The organism is Paraclostridium sp. AKS73 (assembly GCF_025671395.1).
Lineage (GTDB): Bacteria > Bacillota > Clostridia > Peptostreptococcales > Peptostreptococcaceae > Paraclostridium > Paraclostridium benzoelyticum.
Genome location: NZ_JAIXHU010000050.1, coordinates 1 through 19,888, shown reverse-complemented (window position 1 = coordinate 19,888; position 19,888 = coordinate 1). Strand labels below are relative to the sequence as shown.

Genomic DNA, 19,888 nt, shown 5'->3' with positions numbered 1-19,888 from the left:
AACTTTTATAACTTTTTCTATTAAATCTTTTCTTATTGTCTCAGTACTTACTGTTTCACAATGTTGAGTAGATATTAATACTGTATGAACTCTAACTGCTTTATTTCCATCATATTCAACAGTAACTTGAGTCTTTCCATCTGGTCTTAAGTATTCTAACTCTCCACTTTTTCTAACTTCTGTTAATCGTCTTGATAACTTATGAGCAAGAGATATCGGAAGAGGCATTAATTCCTCTGTTTCATTACACGCGAAACCAAACATTATTCCTTGATCTCCAGCTCCTATTTTTTCTATTTCATCTTCAGTTAATTCTCCACTTCTATTTTCTAAAGCTTCATCAACTCCCATAGCAATATCCCCTGATTGCTCATCTATAGAAGTTATAACTGCACAAGTATCTCCGTCAAATCCAAACTTAGCTCTAGTATATCCTATTCCTTTAACTGTTTCTCTAACTAATTTAGGTATATCAACGTAAGTGTTTGTGCTTATTTCTCCTGCAACTAATACTAATCCTGTTGTAACTGTTGTTTCGCAAGCAACTCTAGCTTGTGGATCTTTTTCTAAAAGTGCATCTAATATTGCATCTGATATTTGATCACATATTTTATCTGGATGCCCTTCTGTAACTGATTCTGAAGTAAATAAATGTTTTGCCATTAAACTTTCCTCCTATTTTCTTTTAACCTTAGATTAAAATTCTTTCTATTACCTTAGATCCATACTTGGAATAGTCTTTCTTGATATTAAAAAAACCTCTTCTTTTTAAAAGAAGAGGTTAATTATATTCGTCAATAATTAACTAACCTCATCTTTCAAGATATAACATCTTGTAGGAATTAGCACCTTTTCCATTCGGAATGGTTGCTGGGTTTCACAGGGCCTGTCCCTCCACCTCTCTTAATAAGGTAATTAAGAAATTTTATTAATTTTTATTACTTTTTAAGTATACTATGATTAATGATTCTTATCAATATATTTCTTTAAATTTTAAATGTTATTTTTTACTTTAGGCTCTCATATATTTATTTTAAGGGGGGATGTTCCTATGTATTTGGCTAAAGTAAACTATAAAAAAGATAATGTTGTTCAAATCCTTAGTGATACATTAAAAGATATAATTGATGAGAATACGGTTATAGTTTGTATAGGAACAGATAGAGCTATAGGCGATTCTTTAGGCCCTTTAGTTGGAACGATGTTAAAAAACAGCAATTATAAATATCCTGTTTATGGTACTTTAGATAAACCTATTCATGCTTTAAATATATATGAATCCCTACAGTCTATAAAGAAAAAACATGTTAATGGTAATTTTCTGGCTATAGATGCTTGTCTAGGATCAAAGAGCAATATAGGAAATTTACAAGTAAGAAAAGGACCTATCCTGCCCGGAAAGGGAGTAGGTAAGAAACTTCCTGAAATTGGGAATTATTCCATTGTTGGTATTGTTGATAAAGTAGACGAAAATAATAAATTTTCATTTAACAGTATACGTCTAAGCTTTATTTTAGATATGGCTGAAATAATAGCATTATCCTTAATACTTTCAACCTGATTTCAATATATCCCCTTTACAATCAAAAATAAAGAAGCTGTCAAAAGGCAGCTTCTTTATTTTTGAACTAATGCAAACATTAATTCTCCACTACAAACTAATTCTCCATCAACATATGCACTCGCATTAGCTTTTCCTATATTTCTTCTTAAAGAAGTCATTTCAACTTCCATTCTTAATGTATCTCCAGGTCTAACTTCTTTTTTAAATCTAACTTTATCTATACCTGCAAATACACCTAGTTTTCCTTTATTTTCGTCTATAGACATCATAGCTACAGCTCCAACTTGAGCCATCGCTTCTATAATTAAAACTCCTGGCATTATAGGATATTCTGGAAAATGACCTTGGAAAAATGGTTCATTAACGCTTACATTTTTTATACCTACAGCTCTTTTCCCTTCTTCAAGTTCAATAACTTTATCTACAAGTAAAAATGGATATCTATGAGGTATTAATTCCTTTATTTGATCAATATTTAGCATATTATTATTCTCCTTTTATAATTTTTCTTTTAAATAAACCTGTTCCACCTGTTTCTAACATATCTAGTGCTGATAGGGACTCTCCTGTACCTTTAGCAACGCACGATAAAGGATCTTCAGCTATTTTAACTTGCATACCTGTACTTTCCTCTATTCTTTTATCTAGTCCATGTAAAAGAGCTCCTCCACCTGTCATTATTATCCCACTTTCACTTATATCTGCTGCAAGTTCTGGAGGTGTTTTTTCAAGTACAGATCTAACAGTAGATACAATTTGGTTAACTCCATCCTCTAAAGCATTCAACATTTCTTTTGAATCTATAGTTATTTTTTGAGGAAGTCCTGTTACTAAATTTCTACCTTTTACATCCATAGTAACTTCTTCTTCTCTAGGATGTGCAGTTCCAATATTAATTTTAACTTGTTCAGCAGTTCTATCACCTATAAGTAAATTATGCTTTTTTCTCATATAATTTACTATATATTCATCGAATTTGTCTCCCCCCATTCTTATAGATTCACTTACAACCGCTCCTCCTAAAGATATTACAGCTATATCTGCTGTTCCTCCACCTATATCAACAACCATATTCCCATCAGGCTTAGCTATATCTAATCCAGCTCCTATAGCTGCCGCAATAGGCTCTTCTATAATATAAACGTCTCTAGCTCCAGCTTGTCTTGTAGCTTCTTCTACAGCTCTCTTTTCTACTTCAGTAACTCCCGTTGGAACACACACCATTATTCTAGGCATAAAAAATCGTGAAAAACCTTTCTTGTCTACCACTTTGTCTACATAATATGTTAACATTTTTTCAGTAATATTATAATCAGATATTACTCCATCTTTTAAAGGTCTTATAGCTACTATATTTCCTGGTGTTCTTCCTATCATCTTTCTAGCCTCATCACCTACAGCTAAAACAGTTTGTGACTTTTTATCTATTGCTACAACAGAAGGTTCTTTTACAACAATACCCCTTCCATTGACATATACAAGAACATTTGCAGTACCTAAATCGATACCGATATCAGCTCCTTTTGTCATTAAATTCAACTCCTTCTCAATTTATATAAACTTTTCGTTAATTTTAACACTCTACATACAAAATATACAAAAACTTGTTTTTAGTCAAGAAAAAAATGTAGGTTTTTCAACCTACATTTTTATTGCACTTCACTTCATATTTTTGTTTTGTTGCCATTCCCCCTCTTATATGCCTTTCAGATTTATTTTTTCCAAAACCATTTTAACCTCTTTTGCAAGAGATGGATTAATTTCTTCTAATCGTTCAGTTACATCTTTGTGTATAGTGCTTTTACTTACACCAAATGTTTTAGCAGTTTGTCTAACTGTTGTTTTCTTCTCTAATATATACTTTGCTACAACTATAGCTCTTTCCTCTATATGCGATCTCAAAGCTTCCCCCCCTTAAATCCTACCTTAGTGATATATATGTAAAAAAACAAAAAAATATAACAAGCTTAATCAAATTTGATTAAGCTTGTTATATTTTTTATTTAATTAACTTCATAGGGTCTATATCTTTGCCATCTTTTGTTGCAGTTACATGCACATGTGCACCTTCTAAGCTTTCTACACTAGTAGTATTACCTACTTTTCCTATTACATCTCCGTCTTTAACTTCTTGTCCTTTTTTAACAGATACTTTGTCATCTAAGTTTGAATACACAACAGCTAATTTATCTTTAGATTCTACTTTTACAGATATTCCATGTTGGTCATCTTTAAAAACATCTGTTACTTTCCCATTAATTATTGATTTTACTTTACTTCCTTTTTTAGCTTGTACATCTAATGCTTTATGTATTTCCCATACATCTAATGTACTTGAGTAACTAGGCTCTTTTTCTGAATACTCTCTAGTCACTTTTTCTCCTAGATAGTTTATTTTGCTCTCTTCCTTTTTAACAACTTCTTTTTCTTTTACCTTATCTAAGTTCTCTTTTGAATTGGTAGCTGTTGGCACAGTTTTATCATCTTTTTCTATTAGGTGAATTTCGCCTTCTTCATCACCTTTTGCCACTTTATTTTGATTATCTAAGAAACCATTTTTTGAAGCTAAATCATCCACACTATTTTTGTAAACCAAATACCTCCAATTGCTACTAAACAAACACATACAAATAAGGCTAAGTAAAAACCATCTTTCTCTAATAGTTTTTTCTTTTTCATGACGCACCTCCAAATATATTCATACATTTGTATTTTGTACCTTATTTGTTATTTTTATACAATTTTTATTCTTTTATATTTATTTTCTTTTCATATTTTTAATATTAATTTTCACTATATATAAATAAATTAATATCTCTTCAATTTTTACTTCATCATAATTCTTAAAATGTAAAAAAACTCTAAACTAACTTGCAAATCAAGTTAGTTTAGAGTTTTTAATATGTATCTTTAATATTTACATCTGAGTAATAATGTTCTAATATTTCATAGTATTTATACCCATCCTTAGCCATTCCCTCTGCTCCCCATTGACTCATGCCCACACCATGACCATATCCTTTTACAATAATATCCACATAATCTTTATTAAACTTCAAATCAAAGTTAGCAGAATTCAAATTAAATAAACTTCTTATATCACGGCCTGATATCTCTTTATTTCCAACATTTATCTTTTCAACCGATCCACCTTTACTTCTTTCTTCTATACTAACTTGTTTTGATAGTTTATCACTAGATATTGACATATTCGGATAACCTTTTCTTAATGTATTTATAAAGTCTGAATTATTTATCTTAACATTAGATGCATATTTAGGTGCATTTTTATCATAAGGACTATCTACAGATCTCAAATATGGATATTTAGTACTAAATACCTCTTCACTATTTTCTGTATTTCCTGATGATGTAGAAAAATATAATGGTAAAATTGGTTCATCTTTATATACTATAATTTGACCCTTAGTATCTTTAACAGCTTGTTCTATTTTTGTATAAGACTTATCCATCCAAGCTTGGCCATTTTTATTTAGCAATTCTTCTTTACTTTTATATTCCTGGCAATGCTTATAATCTGTACATACAGCTGCATTCTTATGCTTACCAGTTTTTTCACTATATACCGTAAATGTTCTAGCCGCCACCGCTTGTGCCTTTAAAGCCTCTTTGTCAAACTCTGCGGACATTTCACCTGCAAGAACTCCACATAAGTAAGCCTCTATGTCTAGAGTTTCCACTATTCCTTTTTTATGATTATAAACTTTTATTTTAGGTGATTCCTTATCTATAGTTTCGTAATTTTTAATACTTTTCTTTTTATTAATTTTTAGCTTAGTTTCAATTTTTAGCTTGTTTTGAATATGCGGTACTATATCTAGCTTTGAATCCGAACTATATGCAAGTATAGATACACAAATAGGTATAGCCGCAGTTACCAAAACAGTACTAGCTAAAACTAACAATGGGTTTTTCATAAAATTTTCCTCCTTGGATAAATACTTATAATCCATAAATTTTATGAAAACCCGTGTTAATTATGACTAATTTTTAGTCTTCAATTATTTCTATATTTCCACCTAATGCTTGTATCTTCTTATCTATGTCTACATATCCTCTTTGTATATGATATATATCTCCTATTTCAGTTACTCCTTCAGCTATAAGTCCACATAAAATCAATGCAGCTCCAGCTCTTAAATCTGTTGCTTTTACTGTTGATCCATGTAATTGATCTACACCTGAAACAATAGCACTTCTACCTTCTATTTTTATATTAGCACCCATTCTATTGAACTCTGCAACATGCATAAATCTATTTTCAAATACAGTTTCTATAACTACTCCCGTTCCATTTGCTACAGTAGCCATAGCCATAAATTGAGCTTGAACATCTGTTGGGAACCCTGGGTGTGGTAATGTTTTTATATCTATTGGCTTTAACACTTCAGGTCCTTTGACTCTTACAGCATTATCCATATCTATTATTTCACATCCAGCCTCTTTTAATTTAGCTACAACAGGCTTTAAGTGTTCCATGATTACATTTTCTATAGTTATATCCCCTTTTGTCATAGCCGCTGCAACCATATATGTAGCTGCTTCTATTCTATCTGGTATAACTGTATGTTCAGCACCTTTAAGTGACTTAACTCCCTTGATTCTTATTGTATTAGTTCCTGCCCCTTTTACGTCAGCTCCCATTTCATTTAAGAAGTTTGCTAAATCAACTATTTCTGGTTCTTCTGCAGCATTTTCTACTATCGTTGTTCCTTCTGCTAAAGCAGCAGCCATCATTATGTTTTCTGTAGCTCCTACTGATGGGAAGTCTAAGTATAACTTGCTTCCTACTAATTTTTCTGCATTAGCTTCAACAAATCCATGATCTATTATTACATTAGCTCCTAATGCCTTAAATCCTTTTAGATGTAAATCTATAGGTCTAGTTCCTATTGCGCATCCTCCTGGCATAGATATCTTTGTATGATTAAATCTAGCAAGTAATGGTCCCATTACTAAGAATGATGCTCTCATTTTTCTTACAAGCTCATATGGAGCTTCACAAGTCTTTATATTACTTGCATCTACTGTTAATGTACAGTCTTTATATTCAACTTCTGCCCCTAAATGTCTTAATAAGTCAGATATTACATGTACGTCTTTTAAATTAGGAACCCCTTTTAATACTGATTTCCCATCAGCTAATAAAGTTGCTGCTATTATTGGTAATACTGCATTTTTTGCCCCATCTATTTTAACACTTCCTACAAGTGGATTACTCTTCTTAACTAAAATTTTTGCCATTTCACTTTTCTCCTCACACTAATAATCTAATTTTATTATAGGTGTAGCTATGTAAATCATAGTTTTTTCTTCATTTTCGCTATACCTAATTCCTATATTTAAATTTACCTTATTTCCCAAATATTCAAGGTAATCAGTTTTAATCAATTTACTAAAAGCTGTTACCGACATAAAATTTTCTTCTTCAACCCTATCTATTTCTTTAGCATTCATATTATATAATATTTTTTTCAAAATATCATCATATTTGTGTAGTTGTAACTTTTTTTTATACTCTCCAGCCATACATGTATAAATATCGACTTTTTTGCAATACAAATTTAGAGTATTTTCTACAACCGTATAAATATCCACTATATCTTTATATACTTTATTTTCTAATATGTCAACTATAATATATGACTCATTTTTACCTTTATTAGCGACAATGATAGATATATTTCTATCTTTTTCATCTATCTGTGCATATACCTGTGTTTGAGTATCCTTTTTACTTTCAATCCATTTCAAATTCGATTCTTCAAGCCCTAGATTTGAAATTATTTCCATGCAAATATTTTTCATTTCTTCTTTTTTTAAAGATTTATCTAAATACGCATTAGCTTTCATATTATAAAATTTAAAATTGCTATCTATGCTTTCAAAAGTATTTACTAGTTGCTTATATCCATTGCTCTTTATTTCATTTTTTGATTCTCCATAGCAAACAACTATCCCTAATAAAAATATAAATATCAAACTTGTACTTACTAATATTTTTTCATAGTATTTCCTCCCCATATTTCCAGTTTTATACTATAAAGTATTAACAAAAAAATGGTCGGTTATACTATTATCGATTCCAAAAAATATTTTAATATATTATTATAATTTTTTCTATATACATTCAATTATATATAATTTTACACAATAAAAAAGCTATACTTAATATTTTAAGTGTAGCTGGTTGCATCAATAACTCCATATATCCAAGATGCCCACATATAGGATATAGTTCTTCGCTTCTCAATTCATTATGAAATATATTTAATTGCGCATTAGAGGCTAAATTTGGCGCTTTTAAGCTTTCGTATGAGTTTCATTTGGATTTACCCTATCTTATACTCTCAAAAGCTTCAAATCACTATTTTTAAGATTTAGTTAATTACTCAGTATCTTAAATTAGTATTGTATATAAAATTATACATAAAGTTTAAAAAGGTGATTCTCAATATAAAATCGAGATATCACCTTTGATTTTTATTATTCAACAGTAACTGATTTGGCTAAGTTTCTTGGTTTATCTACATCGCAACCTCTTTCAACTGCAACATAGTAAGATAATAATTGAAGTGGTAAAACTGTTAATATACTTGATAAAACATCCTCAACATTAGGTATATATACCACTTCATCAGCAGATTTTTCAACTTCTTTATTTTTCTCTTGAGCTACAGCAATTACATATGCTCCTCTTGCTCTAACCTCTTCCATGTTAGAAACCATTTTTTCAAATAACTCTCCTTGAGAAGCTATAGCAACTACAGGAGTTCCTTTTTCTATTAATGCTATAGTTCCATGCTTTAACTCACCTGCAGCAAATGCTTCTGCATGTATATATGATATTTCTTTTATTTTTAAAGCACCTTCCATAGCTATATTATAATCTAATCCTCTACCTAGGTAGAATGCGCTATGCTTTTCTTTTAAAGTCTTAGCAATTTCTTTTATATGATCTTCTTGTTTTAAAGCTTCTTCAACCTTTGAAGGCATTTCTTTTAGTTTTTCTATCATTTCATTATAGTACTCTCTAGTTATAGTACCTTTCTTTATAGCAAAGTCTAAAGCTATCATATAGAATGATACTAATTGAGTTGTATATGCCTTAGTTGATGCAACTGATATTTCAGGTCCTGCCCAAGTATAGAATACATCGTCTGATTCTCTTGCAATTGAAGATCCAACAACGTTAGTTACTGATAATATTCTAGCTCCTCTTTCTTTAGCATATCTTAAAGAAGCTAAAGTATCTGCAGTTTCTCCTGATTGACTTACTAATATTAATAATGTCTTATCATCTATAAATGGATCTCTATATCTAAATTCTGATGCTATATCTGTTATAACTGGTATCTTAGCAAATTTTTCTATAGCGAACTTTCCTATAAGTCCAGCATGATAAGCAGTTCCACACGCTACTATATAAACTCTATTTATATTGTCTAAATCTTCTTTAGTCATTTTTATATCATCTAAATGGATTTCTCCGTTTTCATTTAATCTTCTTACTAATGTTTCTTTTACTCCATTAGGCTGTTCATATATTTCTTTTAACATGAAATGTTCGTATCCACCTTTAGATGCAGCTTCAACATCCCAAGTAATTTCATTAACTTCTTTATTTACTACTTCTCTATTTTCATTTAATATAGTAACTTTATCTCCTACTATATGAACAAATTCACCATTTTCTAAGAAATATACATTTCTTGTATATTTTAATATTGCAGGTATATCTGATGCTATAAAGTTTTCTCCATCTCCAAGTCCTACAACTAAAGGACTATCTTTTCTAACTGATACTAATTCTTGATTATTATCTTTACATATAACACCTAATGCATATGCTCCTCTTAATCTTTGAGTAGCTTTATATACTGCATCTAGTAAATTACCTTCATAATATTTATCAACTAAATGTGCTACTACTTCTGTATCTGTTTGAGATAAGAATTTTACACCTTCAGCTTGTAATTCTTCTTTTAATTCCATATAGTTTTCTATAATTCCATTGTGAACTACAGCTATTGTTCTATCCATATTAAAGTGAGGATGTGAATTAACATCTGATGGCTCTCCATGAGTCGCCCATCTTGTGTGTCCTATTCCTAAACCTCCATTTATAGGGTTCTTTTCTAAATCCTCTGCTAAAACAGCTAATCTTCCTTTAAACTTTCTTATTTCTAACTCATTTCCTGTATTTATAGCAACACCTGCAGAATCATACCCTCTGTATTCAAGCTTTGATAATCCTTCTACTAAAACTTCTGTTGCCATTTTATTTCCTAAATATCCAACTATACCACACATAATTTGTGTCCTCCTAAAAATATTAATTTTATATATATTTTTAAGATTCAGGTCAGTTTACATAAACTTTTTTTTGTACATATAATCACTTATATGGTTTGTAAAAGCTTTACGATGGTAAACACACCGCAGAGTATCCGCCGACAATTCGATTAACTCTGTCCTCGTCAACTTAGATTTTACTAAGTTCTGGCGCTTGCAAAGTAAACACTAAGACTTAATCTTAGTATTTACTTCTGAAATTATGATAATTTCTCTTGTATTAAATTAGCTAAATTTGTAGCTAACTCTTTTAATTGACCTTCATCTTTACCCTCTAACATAACTCTTACTAATGGTTCTGTTCCTGATGGTCTTATTAAGACTCTTCCACATCCATCCATTAGTTTTTCTATTCTTTCTATTTCAGCTTTAATTTCTGGTATTTCCATGTATCTATTTTTATTTTCATTTTTTATTCTAGCGTTAACTAATACTTGTGGATATTGATTCATTACTGCCGCAAGTTCTGATAAAGTTTTACCTTCTTCTTTAACTATTTGAGCCAAAACTAAAGAACTTAAAGTTCCATCTCCAGTCGTATTATAATCTAAGAAAATCATATGACCTGATTGCTCTCCACCTAAATTATATCCACTGTTTTTCATTTCCTCTAAAACATATCTGTCTCCTACAGCTGTTGTTGCTAGATTTATGTTGTTTTCTTTTGCAGCTATAACTAAACCTATATTACTCATAACTGTAACAACTAAAGTGTCTTTAGCTAACTTGTTGTGCTTCTTTAAATATATTGCACTTAATATCATTATATGGTCACCATCTACAATTTGACCCTTTTCATTTACAGCTATTAGTCTATCTGCATCACCATCATATGCAAGTCCTAAATCAGCTTTATTTTTTAATACAGCTTCTTGAAGTCCTTCTGGGTGTGTTGATCCACATTTATCATTTATGTTATTTCCATCTGGTGTATTATTTATAGCTACAACATCTGCTCCTAACTCTTCAAACACCATTGGCGCAACTTTGTATGCAGCTCCATTCGCACAGTCTAACACAACTTTTAATCCATTAAAATCTATATTAACTATAGTTTTTAAATAATCAACGTAATCTCTTACAGCGTCATGTTCGTGTATCTTTTTACCAACTTTATCTCCAGTTGGATGTACTTCTACTTTTTCTATATCATCTATATATGACTCTATTTCAAGTTCAATAGAATCATCAAGTTTATATCCATGTTCATTAAAGAATTTTATTCCATTATATTCTACTGGGTTATGAGATGCTGATATAACTACTCCACAATCTGCATTGTAGTGTTTAGTCAAATATGCTACTCCTGGAGTTGGTATTACACCAACAGTTATAATATCACATCCAACTGACATAAGTCCAGCTATAAGAGCTGATTCTAGCATATCTCCAGATACTCTAGTATCTTTACCAACTACAACCTTAACTTTATCTTTCCCTTTAGTTAAAACATACCCACCTGCTCTACCTAGCTTATACGCTAGATCACAGTTAAGTTCTGTATTGGCTATTCCTCTTACTCCGTCAGTTCCAAAATATTTTCTCATCAAAAAAACTCCTTCCAGCAATAAAGACTTTTAAATATATCACAGTTTTATATTATGTTCAATCATAGTCTTTAGTTCATAATTGTTATTGTAATATGTTTCACAAAAAAAGACAATAGTATTTACACCATTGTCTTTTTTCTGTCTTTAATTAACTAAATATGACATATTTCAATTATGCAAGCGCTTCTTGAGATTTAACTGCTTCAGCACCTTTTAGTAAAGCGGCTTTGTTTAATGGAACAAATTTTTCTTTACTTGGCCCGAAAACTTTTTTAAATGCTTCTAATACAGAATCTACTTCCACACATTTATTTAACTCTAAGTATGCTCCTAACATTATCATATTAGCAACTCTTGGATTTCCAAGTTCTAAAGCTAATTCATTAGCTTGTATGTAGTAAGTTTTTACGTCTGTTCTTTCAACTTTTTTCTCTATTAATGAACTGTTCACTAGTATTTTACCCCCAGGAACAACATCTTTTTCAAATTTATCAAGTGAAGGTAAGTTCATAACTATAGCACAAGTTGCATCATCAGTTATAACTGGTGATCCTACTGGAGTATCAGAAATTGTTACTGAACAGTTAGCAGTTCCTCCACGCATTTCTGGTCCATATGATGGTAGCCATGAAACTTCCTTTTTCTCAAGCATTCCTGCATAAGTAAGTAATTGTCCCATAGACATAACACCTTGACCACCAAATCCTGCACATATTACTCTTTCTGTAGCCATATTACTTCGCCTCCTCAACTTTAACATCTTTAATATTTCCTATTGGATAGTATGGCATCATATTATCTCTTAGCCATTGTAATGAATCTTGAGGAGTTAATCCCCAGTTTGTAGGACAAGTTGATAATACTTCTACTATACCAAATCCTAATCCAGCTAATTGAACTTCAAAAGCTTTCTTTATAGCTTTTTTAGCTTTTCTTACATTAGCAGGAGTATCTACAGAAACTCTCTCTACAAATACAGCTCTATCTAAAGTTCCTAACATTTCAACCATTCTTATAGGAGCTCCTTGTAAGTTTATATCTCTTCCACTTTGAGCTGTAGTAGCTTTTTGACCTAATAAAGTTGTTGGAGCCATTTGCCCACCTGTCATACCATATATAGCATTATTTACAAATATTGTTGTAAATTTTTCTCCTCTTGCAGCAGCATGAACTATCTCAGCAGTTCCTATAGATGCTAAGTCTCCATCTCCTTGATAAGTAAATACTACTTTATCTGGATGAACTCTTTTTATACCTGTAGCAACAGCTGGTGCTCTACCATGAGAAGCCTCTTGCATGTCACAGTTAAAGTAATTGTATGCTAAAACTGAACATCCAACAGGAGCAACCCCTATAGTATCTCCTAATACACCTAGTTCTTCTAATACTTCTCCTACTAATCTATGAATTATACCATGTGTACATCCTGGACAGTAGTGTGTTTGATTATCTGTTAATCCTTGAGTTTTCTTGAATACAAGTGTCATTATCTAGCACCTCCCATAGCAACTTGTTGAGATTGTTCTACTATTTCTTTAGCTTTTGCAGCTATTTCTGCTGGTGATGGTATCATACCACCTGTTCTTCCATAGAAGTGAACAGGTAATCTACCTTCTATAGCTAGTCTAACATCCTCTACCATTGTCCAGTACTCATTTCTACTGTTAATAAGTTCTTAGCTTCTGGTATTTGATTAAATGCTTCAAATGGGAATGGCCATAAAGTTTAGGTCTTATAAGACCAGCTTTTATACCTTCTTCTCTTAAACTTTCTATTGTATTTTTAACGATTCTTGAAGTAGTTCCGTATGCTACGAATACTATTTCAGCATCCTCTGTTTTGTACATTTCATATGCAGTTTCATTTTTTTCTATTTCTTTATATTTGGCATCTAAATTTATACAGTGATCTTCTAGAGATTTTGGATCTAAGTATAAAGAGTTTATTATATTTGGTTTTCTCTCCATTTTAGTTCCAACACTAGCCCAAGTTTTTGGAGCTAATTCTCTTGTTTTAGGCTTATTAAATTCTACTGGTTCCATCATTTGACCTATCATACCATCTCCAACTACCATAACTGGAGTTCTGTAGTAATCTGCAACTTCAAAAGCTTCCATTACCATATCAACAGCTTCTTGAACAGTTGCTGGTGCATAAACTGGAGTTCTATAATCTCCATTTCCTCCACCTCTTGTTGACATAAAGTAGTCAGATTGAGATGGTTGTATTCCTCCAAGTCCTGGACCACCTCTCATTATATTAACAACAACACATGGAAGCTCTGCTCCTGCTGCGTATGTTATACCTTCTTGTTTTAAAGCTATTCCTGGCGAAGATGAAGATGTCATAACTCTAGCACCTGCTCCTGCTGCTCCATAAACCATATTTATCGCAGATACTTCTGATTCTGCTTGAACAAAAGCTCCTCCATTTTTTGGTAGTTCTCTAGACATATATTCTGGTAACTCGTTTTGTGGTGTTATTGGATAACCAAAGAAATACTTACAGCCAGCTTCCATAGCTGCTTTCCCTATTGCTTCGTTACCCTTCATAAGTATCTTAGCCATTTTAATTCCCCCTTAAGTTTGTATTTAGTCTCTCTCTACTGTTATAACTGCATCTGGACACATAGTTGCACAATTTGCACATCCTACGCATTTATCCATATCAGAAACAGAAGCTGGATTATATCCTTTTTTGTTTATTGTAGCCTTGTCTATTTCTACAATCTTAACTGGACATGCTGAAACACAAAGTGCACACCCTTTACATAAGTCTTGGTCAAAAGTAACTTTTCCCTTAGCCATTTTAATTAGCCTCCTTGAACTGTATATATTTAAACCTCATTTTACATCCAACATTCTCTCATGTATAAATTTATTGGAAATATATCCCCATGTAAGTTTGTTGGAAGTTGAGGTATTAAGCTTTCTAAACAAGTAACATACTTTATTGGTATATTAGTTATATTTGAAACTTCTTTAACTAGTTCTTGTCCTTTTAGGATGTCTTCTATAGTAGTTTCTCTAACTAAATGTGTATTATTTATAAGTCCTGTTACTTTTAATTTTGATGAGTTTTCTATAGCTCGAATATGATTTATCACATCACTCGTAGTTTGAGTTTGCTCTCTATTTGCATTAACCACGCAAAACATATCATAATCGTCTTTTTCTACAAGATGACTAAATCTACCTAAAACTCTAGCCCCTACATCATCTCCTCCTACATCAATTACATAATCATACGATTTATCTGTTAAAGGCGCTGTAACTTGAGCTGATACAGCTGGTAAATCTAATGAAGTTGCTTGTATTGAACTATCTATAGGCATTATATTTTTAGATTGTAAAAATCTCTTTTTTCTCTAGTCCTAAAGTAAACGTTTACAATATCAAGATCTGATATCGCAACTTTAGCATCAGTAAGGTCTCTAAGCTTTGTTACATAATTCATAGAAAACTCACTTTTGCCACTACCATAATGACCTATAATGATTCTAATCCTCTTGTCATTTTTTATCATATAATCACCTTTTATAATGTATTAGCAGTAGCTAATTCTTTTCCATAAACTTTGGCTTCTTCTTCTTTATTTAGAACTCTAAGACCACCTTGAGCTAATGCTATCATTTCATCTTCCCCTGGGTAAACCTTTACCTCAGCTATAAATTTAACTTTATCAATTATCATGTTCGTAAACATATTTGAGTAAGCTATTCCTCCAGTTAATAAAACTGCATCTACATCTCCATTTAATACTGATGCACAAGCTCCTATCTCTTTAGCAACTTGGTATGCCATTGCTTCATAAACCAATTTAGCTTTATCATTTCCTTCAGCAATCATAGATTCTACTTCTCTACCATCATTAGTATTTAAGTATGCTACTAAACCTCCATTGCCTTTTATTCTTTTCTTTATATCATCAAGTGAATATTCTCCACTAAAACACATTTTTACTAAGTCTCCTACTGGAAGACCCCCACTTCTTTCTGGAGAAAAAGGACCTTCTCCATCTAAAGCATTTGCAACATCTATAACTGAACCTTTTTTATGAGCTCCAACTGAAATTCCTCCACCCATATGAGCAACTATAAAGTTACAATCTTCATACTTCTTATCTAAATCTTTAGCAGCTCTTCTTGCAGTAGCTTTTTGATTTAGTGCGTGGAATATACTTTTTCTTGATATTTCTGGTATTCCTGATATTCTTGCTACATCATGTAATTCATCAACTACAACTGGATCTACTATATATGAAGGTAGTCCTACACTGTCACCTATTTCTTTAGCTATTAGCCCTCCTAAGTTAGATGCATGTTCTCCTAGTACTCCTACTTTTAAATCTTCCATCATATCTTCATCTACACTATATGTACCACCTGTTATAGGTTTTAAAAGTCCACCTCTACCTACTACAGCATTTAAGTCTGATACTTTTATTCCACCTTCTAATAATGCATCTTCTATAACTTTTTTTCTGAATTCAAATTGATCTGATATTTTTTCATATTGTCCAATTTCTTCTGATGAATGTCTTAATGTCTTTTCAAATAATAAGTTTTCATTTTCAAAAACTGCTATCTTAGTTGATGTTGATCCTGGATTTATCGTTAGTATTTTAAATAAATTTTCCATATTAAGCCCCCTGTATATTCATCTATTTAACTTTTGCAGCCATTAAAACTCCTAATGCTATAGAGTTTAGCTTAGTCTCTTCACTATCAGCTCTTGAAGTTAATATTATTGGTGCCTTAGCCCCTACTATAACTCCTGCATTTTTTGTTTCAGAGAAGAATACTAGTGATTTATATAGTATATTTCCAGCTTCTATATCTGGAGCTAGTAATATATCTGCTTTTCCTGCTATAGGATGACTCATTCCTTTATGTTTTGCAGCTTCTTCTGAAACAGCATTATCTAAAGCAAACGGTCCCCCTACTATACATCCTTTTATATCTCCATTTGCATACATTTCCTCTAAATCCTTTGCATCTATAGTATCTTGCATCTTAGGATTTACTTTTTCTTTAGCACAAATAGCAGCTACTTTTGGTTCTTCTATATCTAGTGCATGCGCAACTACGCAAGCGTTTTCTATGATTTGTTTTTTACCTTGAAGATCTGGTGATAAGTTCATAGCAGCATCTGTTATAAAGAAAAGTCTATCATATCCTTTAACATCAAAAACAGCAACATGACTTAATATGTTTCCTGTTCTTAATCCAACTTCTTTATTTAATACCGCCTTTAATATTATTGATGTGTCCACTAAGCCTTTCATTACCATATCTGCTTTACCTTCAGATACTAAACTAACCGCTTTTAAAGATGCTTGAGCTAAGTCTTTTTCATCTATTAACTCATATCCATCTAAATCTATATTTAATTCCTTCGCTATCTCTTTTGTTTTTCTATATCTCCAACTAATATTGCATTAGCTATTCCTTCTTTTTTCGCCATATCAACAGCAATTAAAACTTCTTTATCTTGAGAGCAAGCAACTGATATGATTTTAGGCCCTCTTTCTTTCGCGTACTTTATTACATCATTAAAGCTTCTCAAAACGTCACCCCATTTTATTTTAGATATCTATGAAATTGTTTTCCTTCACATTTTTATCATATATCTAAAATAAAAAAGATGCAACAAAAATTATTTATTTAACTTACTAATTTTTGCCACATCCTCTTATTTTTCGCTATATTTCTACCGTTTTAGGTTCTATTTGAACATTTTTAAAATTATATTCACTTTTATATTTTATAACGTATTTACCTTCACCTTGGGATGTATCCGCCATATCTATATATAATTGTATATCTTTTTGGCTTAAATCCTTTATCTCATCAGAATAACTAACTGTTATTTTTATATTTTCTGGAATTTTACTTAAATCGACCTCTTTTCCAGTTTCACTTTCTTTTGAGATAATTTCTATATCAGATTTTGAAATTAGAAACTCACTTGTTATATTTTTATTTATGTTTAGCTTGATACTTGAGATATTATTTTTAATTTTTATATCCTTAGGTATATCCAATGCTACATCTATGCTATTATTACTTTTCAAATCATTAGCAGTTATAGGTTTTGTGTTTATACCATTTATATTGTCTAGTGCTTCTTTCTTTCCTTCTATAGTTATATCCTTTGGATTTATAGAATAGTTTTCTAAATTAGATTGATTAGCTACACTGTCATCAAATACTAACTTAACTGGAACTACCTTTTCTTGTAAAAATTTTACTGTTGCTACAACAAAATTATCATCTAATTTAACCCCTTTAACTACATCTCCATTAGCATCTACTGGCACTAATTTCAACTTAGTCGAAAAGTCTTTATATTTATCAGATGCATCCAAAGTAGCTTTAATTCTAGTCACCTTATTAACAAGAGTTCTAGGTCCACTCACATCTACAGTTTTCTTATTTATATCTATATTATCAATATTAGTTTTTGGTTCTCCTTCAACATCTACAGATATACTTCTTTTCTCATTTACTACTTTTTCTAAATCTAATGTTATGACATTTGGCTTAATATCATACTTATTTACACGCTCAGGTAAATTAGCTTGTAAATATACTACATTTTTTCCTTCTTTAGGATCATCTAGTCTTCCATAAATGTATATGTTATCTCTATTTATAGGTCTTAAGCTTGATAAATTAGCTCTTATAGATATATCTGCAAGTAATTCCTCTTTTGGATATACCGTTAACCCTCTTTCTTCTAGTATACTCATATTAGTAATTGTTACAGGTATATCACTAAAGGTCCTAGTTTCTACTGGATCTTCTACTGTCATAACATATAGCCATAGAACTAATGCGCTTAATAATGATATTAATTTTATTTTAGTATTATTTTTTAATCTATTTTCATCTAAATATACCACCTTTTAAAAAGCCTTTTTCTTGATCTTGATCACTAGATTTTAAATTGCTTCGTAATATATTAGTTAATCTTTCTTTTGTCATATTTCTATATAACTTTCCTGACTTAGCTATTGAAACTGCTCCTGTTTCTTCTGATACTATAAGAGATAAACAGTCAGAAATTTCACTTACTCCGATTGCAGCTCTATGTCTTGTTCCTAAATCTTTGCTTAAGTCCTTACTTTCAGTAAGTGGTAGAAAACATGCTGCAGCTTTTACTTTTCCATCTCTAATAACAACCGCACCATCATGAAGAGGTGTATTAGGTATAAATATATTTATTAATAACTGTCTAGATATTTCAGCATCAATTATAGTCCCAGTATTTATAACTTCTCCTATTCTAGTATCTCTTTCCATTATTATAAGGGCACCTATTTTTTGTCTTGATAGAGAGTATAGACATTCAACGATTTCTTCTATATCTTTTTTAAGTTGATCTTCTGATATAGTATAATTATTTTTACCTAAAAAAGTAAATTTAGTTCTTCCTATATATTCAAGCCCAGATCTAAGCTCTGGTTGAAATATTATAAGCACTGCAATCAAACCTACTGTTAAAGTATTTTCTAACATCCAATATAATGTATGTAAATTAAATATTTCGCTGACCTTAGTAGCCACTAAAAGAAATAACATCCCTTTTAAAACTTGCTCTGCTCTAGTATCTTTTATAAAAGTATATACTTGTAAAAGATATAGGTAACGATTGCTATATCTACTATGTCAGGTATATTTACATTACTTGCTAAACTAATAAAACCTTGCCAAAAAGAATCTATATTAAACACAGTACTTTCCTCCTGTTTATAATACTTAAATTGCTTACAATATGTATTATACTATATTAATCCAGCTATATTCAATTTATATATAAAATACTTTTTTAATATAAAAAAAGAGCTTCACAAATGTGAAACTCCTTTTACGATTGGTGAGCGCACAGGGATTCGAACCCCGGACACACGCCTTAGAAGGGCGTTGCTCTATCCAGCTGAGCTATGCACCCACGTTATAGTGGAGCGGGAAACGAGATTCGAACTCGCGACTTCAACCTTGGCAAGGTTGCGCTCTACCACTGAACTATTCCCGCTTATTAAGTTGGCGACCTGGAAGGGACTCGAACCCTCGACCTCCAGCGTGACAGGCTGGCATTCTAACCAGCTGAACTACCAGGCCGCATATATGGTGGGATTAACAGGGCTCGAACCTGTGACCCCCTGCTTGTAAGGCAGGTGCTCTCCCAGCTGAGCTATAATCCCACGACTGGTGACCCATAGGGGAATCGAACCCCTGTTACCGCCGTGAAAGGGCGGTGTCTTGACCGCTTGACCAATGGGCCTTGTTTAAAAAACCTAGCTACGTCCTACTCTCCCAGGCAGCTTCCCACCAAGTACCATCGGCGCTAAAGAGCTTAACTTCTGTGTTCGGAATGGGAACAGGTGTATCCTC

Annotated in this window: 15 protein-coding genes, 5 tRNA genes, 1 rRNA gene, 5 pseudogenes and 2 riboswitches; of the genes and pseudogenes, 1 reads left to right on the top strand and 25 read right to left on the bottom strand. The window is 31.6% G+C overall.

Features of this window, described 5'->3' with window-relative positions:
• Positions 1–663 (bottom strand): methionine adenosyltransferase (locus LEQ07_RS18050; protein ID WP_317852116.1); only part of this gene is annotated, 663 nt, incomplete at its 3' end.
• Positions 664–808: 145 nt separating this feature from the next.
• A riboswitch (SAM riboswitch) is annotated at positions 809–913 on the bottom strand.
• A gap of 138 nt (positions 914–1,051) precedes the next feature.
• On the opposite strand from LEQ07_RS18050, the gene yyaC reads away from it, so the two are divergent.
• Positions 1,052–1,561: a spore protease YyaC gene (yyaC, locus tag LEQ07_RS18045; protein WP_021428266.1), complete on the top strand. Its 510-nt coding sequence runs from the start codon at positions 1,052–1,054 to the stop codon at positions 1,559–1,561.
• A 56-nt stretch (positions 1,562–1,617) separates the two neighbouring features.
• On the opposite strand, the gene fabZ is transcribed toward yyaC, so the two are convergent.
• The 24 genes and pseudogenes from fabZ to rrf all read right to left on the bottom strand — a co-directional run.
• On the bottom strand, positions 1,618–2,046 hold the full coding sequence (fabZ, locus tag LEQ07_RS18040; RefSeq protein ID WP_046822481.1) for a 3-hydroxyacyl-ACP dehydratase FabZ: 429 nt from the start codon (positions 2,044–2,046) through the stop codon (positions 1,618–1,620).
• 4 nt (positions 2,047–2,050) lie between these two features.
• A complete protein-coding gene (locus LEQ07_RS18035) occupies positions 2,051–3,094 on the bottom strand; it encodes a rod shape-determining protein (RefSeq protein ID WP_046822482.1) in 1,044 nt (347 codons plus the stop codon).
• Between the two features lie 106 nt (positions 3,095–3,200).
• A pseudogene (gene spoIIID, locus LEQ07_RS18030) lies at positions 3,201–3,466 on the bottom strand (sporulation transcriptional regulator SpoIIID).
• Positions 3,467–3,563: 97 nt separating this feature from the next.
• Entirely contained in the window at positions 3,564–4,160 is a 597-nt protein-coding gene (locus tag LEQ07_RS18025; RefSeq protein WP_263331724.1) for a M23 family metallopeptidase, read from the bottom strand.
• A 301-nt stretch (positions 4,161–4,461) separates the two neighbouring features.
• Complete coding sequence (gene spoIID / locus LEQ07_RS18020; protein WP_046822484.1) at positions 4,462–5,502, bottom strand: stage II sporulation protein D; 1,041 nt, start codon at positions 5,500–5,502, stop codon at positions 4,462–4,464.
• A gap of 73 nt (positions 5,503–5,575) precedes the next feature.
• The gene (gene murA, locus LEQ07_RS18015) at positions 5,576–6,829 is read right to left on the bottom strand and encodes a UDP-N-acetylglucosamine 1-carboxyvinyltransferase (RefSeq protein ID WP_046822485.1); all 1,254 of its coding nucleotides are present in this window, start codon (positions 6,827–6,829) and stop codon (positions 5,576–5,578) included.
• 18 nt (positions 6,830–6,847) lie between these two features.
• Positions 6,848–7,609, bottom strand: coding sequence for a YwmB family TATA-box binding protein (locus tag LEQ07_RS18010; RefSeq protein ID WP_263331723.1), 762 nt, complete (start codon positions 7,607–7,609; stop codon positions 6,848–6,850).
• A gap of 151 nt (positions 7,610–7,760) precedes the next feature.
• Positions 7,761–7,844: riboswitch (cyclic di-GMP riboswitch) on the bottom strand.
• Positions 7,845–8,071: 227 nt separating this feature from the next.
• On the bottom strand, positions 8,072–9,898 hold the full coding sequence (gene glmS / locus LEQ07_RS18005; protein WP_046822487.1) for a glutamine--fructose-6-phosphate transaminase (isomerizing): 1,827 nt from the start codon (positions 9,896–9,898) through the stop codon (positions 8,072–8,074).
• Between the two features lie 242 nt (positions 9,899–10,140).
• A complete protein-coding gene (gene glmM, locus LEQ07_RS18000) occupies positions 10,141–11,487 on the bottom strand; it encodes a phosphoglucosamine mutase (protein WP_046822488.1) in 1,347 nt (448 codons plus the stop codon).
• Between the two features lie 175 nt (positions 11,488–11,662).
• Positions 11,663–12,223 carry a 2-oxoacid:acceptor oxidoreductase family protein gene (locus LEQ07_RS17995; protein ID WP_021428304.1) on the bottom strand — a complete coding sequence of 187 codons (561 nt, stop codon included), beginning with the start codon at positions 12,221–12,223 and terminating at the stop codon, positions 11,663–11,665.
• Between the two features lies 1 nt (position 12,224).
• Positions 12,225–12,977 carry a thiamine pyrophosphate-dependent enzyme gene (locus LEQ07_RS17990; RefSeq protein WP_035117711.1) on the bottom strand — a complete coding sequence of 251 codons (753 nt, stop codon included), beginning with the start codon at positions 12,975–12,977 and terminating at the stop codon, positions 12,225–12,227.
• Positions 12,977–14,057: pseudogene (locus tag LEQ07_RS17985) on the bottom strand (3-methyl-2-oxobutanoate dehydrogenase subunit VorB). Before LEQ07_RS17985 ends, LEQ07_RS17990 begins: the two are co-directional and overlap by 1 nt.
• A gap of 24 nt (positions 14,058–14,081) precedes the next feature.
• Positions 14,082–14,297: a 4Fe-4S binding protein gene (locus LEQ07_RS17980; RefSeq protein ID WP_021428297.1), complete on the bottom strand. Its 216-nt coding sequence runs from the start codon at positions 14,295–14,297 to the stop codon at positions 14,082–14,084.
• Between the two features lie 41 nt (positions 14,298–14,338).
• A pseudogene (locus LEQ07_RS17975) lies at positions 14,339–15,015 on the bottom strand (ATP-binding protein).
• Between the two features lie 11 nt (positions 15,016–15,026).
• Positions 15,027–16,130 carry a butyrate kinase gene (gene buk, locus LEQ07_RS17970; protein ID WP_046822490.1) on the bottom strand — a complete coding sequence of 368 codons (1,104 nt, stop codon included), beginning with the start codon at positions 16,128–16,130 and terminating at the stop codon, positions 15,027–15,029.
• Between the two features lie 22 nt (positions 16,131–16,152).
• Positions 16,153–17,057: pseudogene (ptb, locus tag LEQ07_RS17965) on the bottom strand (phosphate butyryltransferase).
• Between the two features lie 136 nt (positions 17,058–17,193).
• Positions 17,194–18,396, bottom strand: coding sequence for a CdaR family protein (locus tag LEQ07_RS17960; protein ID WP_263331722.1), 1,203 nt, complete (start codon positions 18,394–18,396; stop codon positions 17,194–17,196).
• Positions 18,380–19,227 (bottom strand): annotated as a pseudogene (gene cdaA, locus LEQ07_RS17955) (diadenylate cyclase CdaA). Before cdaA ends, LEQ07_RS17960 begins: the two are co-directional and overlap by 17 nt.
• Positions 19,228–19,368: 141 nt before the next feature.
• A tRNA-Arg gene (locus LEQ07_RS17950) sits at positions 19,369–19,445 on the bottom strand.
• Between the two features lie 9 nt (positions 19,446–19,454).
• Positions 19,455–19,529 (bottom strand) — tRNA-Gly (locus LEQ07_RS17945).
• A gap of 9 nt (positions 19,530–19,538) precedes the next feature.
• Positions 19,539–19,615 (bottom strand) — tRNA-Asp (locus LEQ07_RS17940).
• 7 nt (positions 19,616–19,622) lie between these two features.
• Positions 19,623–19,698: transfer RNA gene (locus LEQ07_RS17935), tRNA-Val, on the bottom strand.
• A 5-nt stretch (positions 19,699–19,703) separates the two neighbouring features.
• Positions 19,704–19,778, bottom strand: a tRNA-Glu gene (locus tag LEQ07_RS17930).
• An 11-nt stretch (positions 19,779–19,789) separates the two neighbouring features.
• Positions 19,790–19,888: ribosomal RNA gene (gene rrf, locus LEQ07_RS17925) — 5S ribosomal RNA — on the bottom strand; the annotation flags it as partial.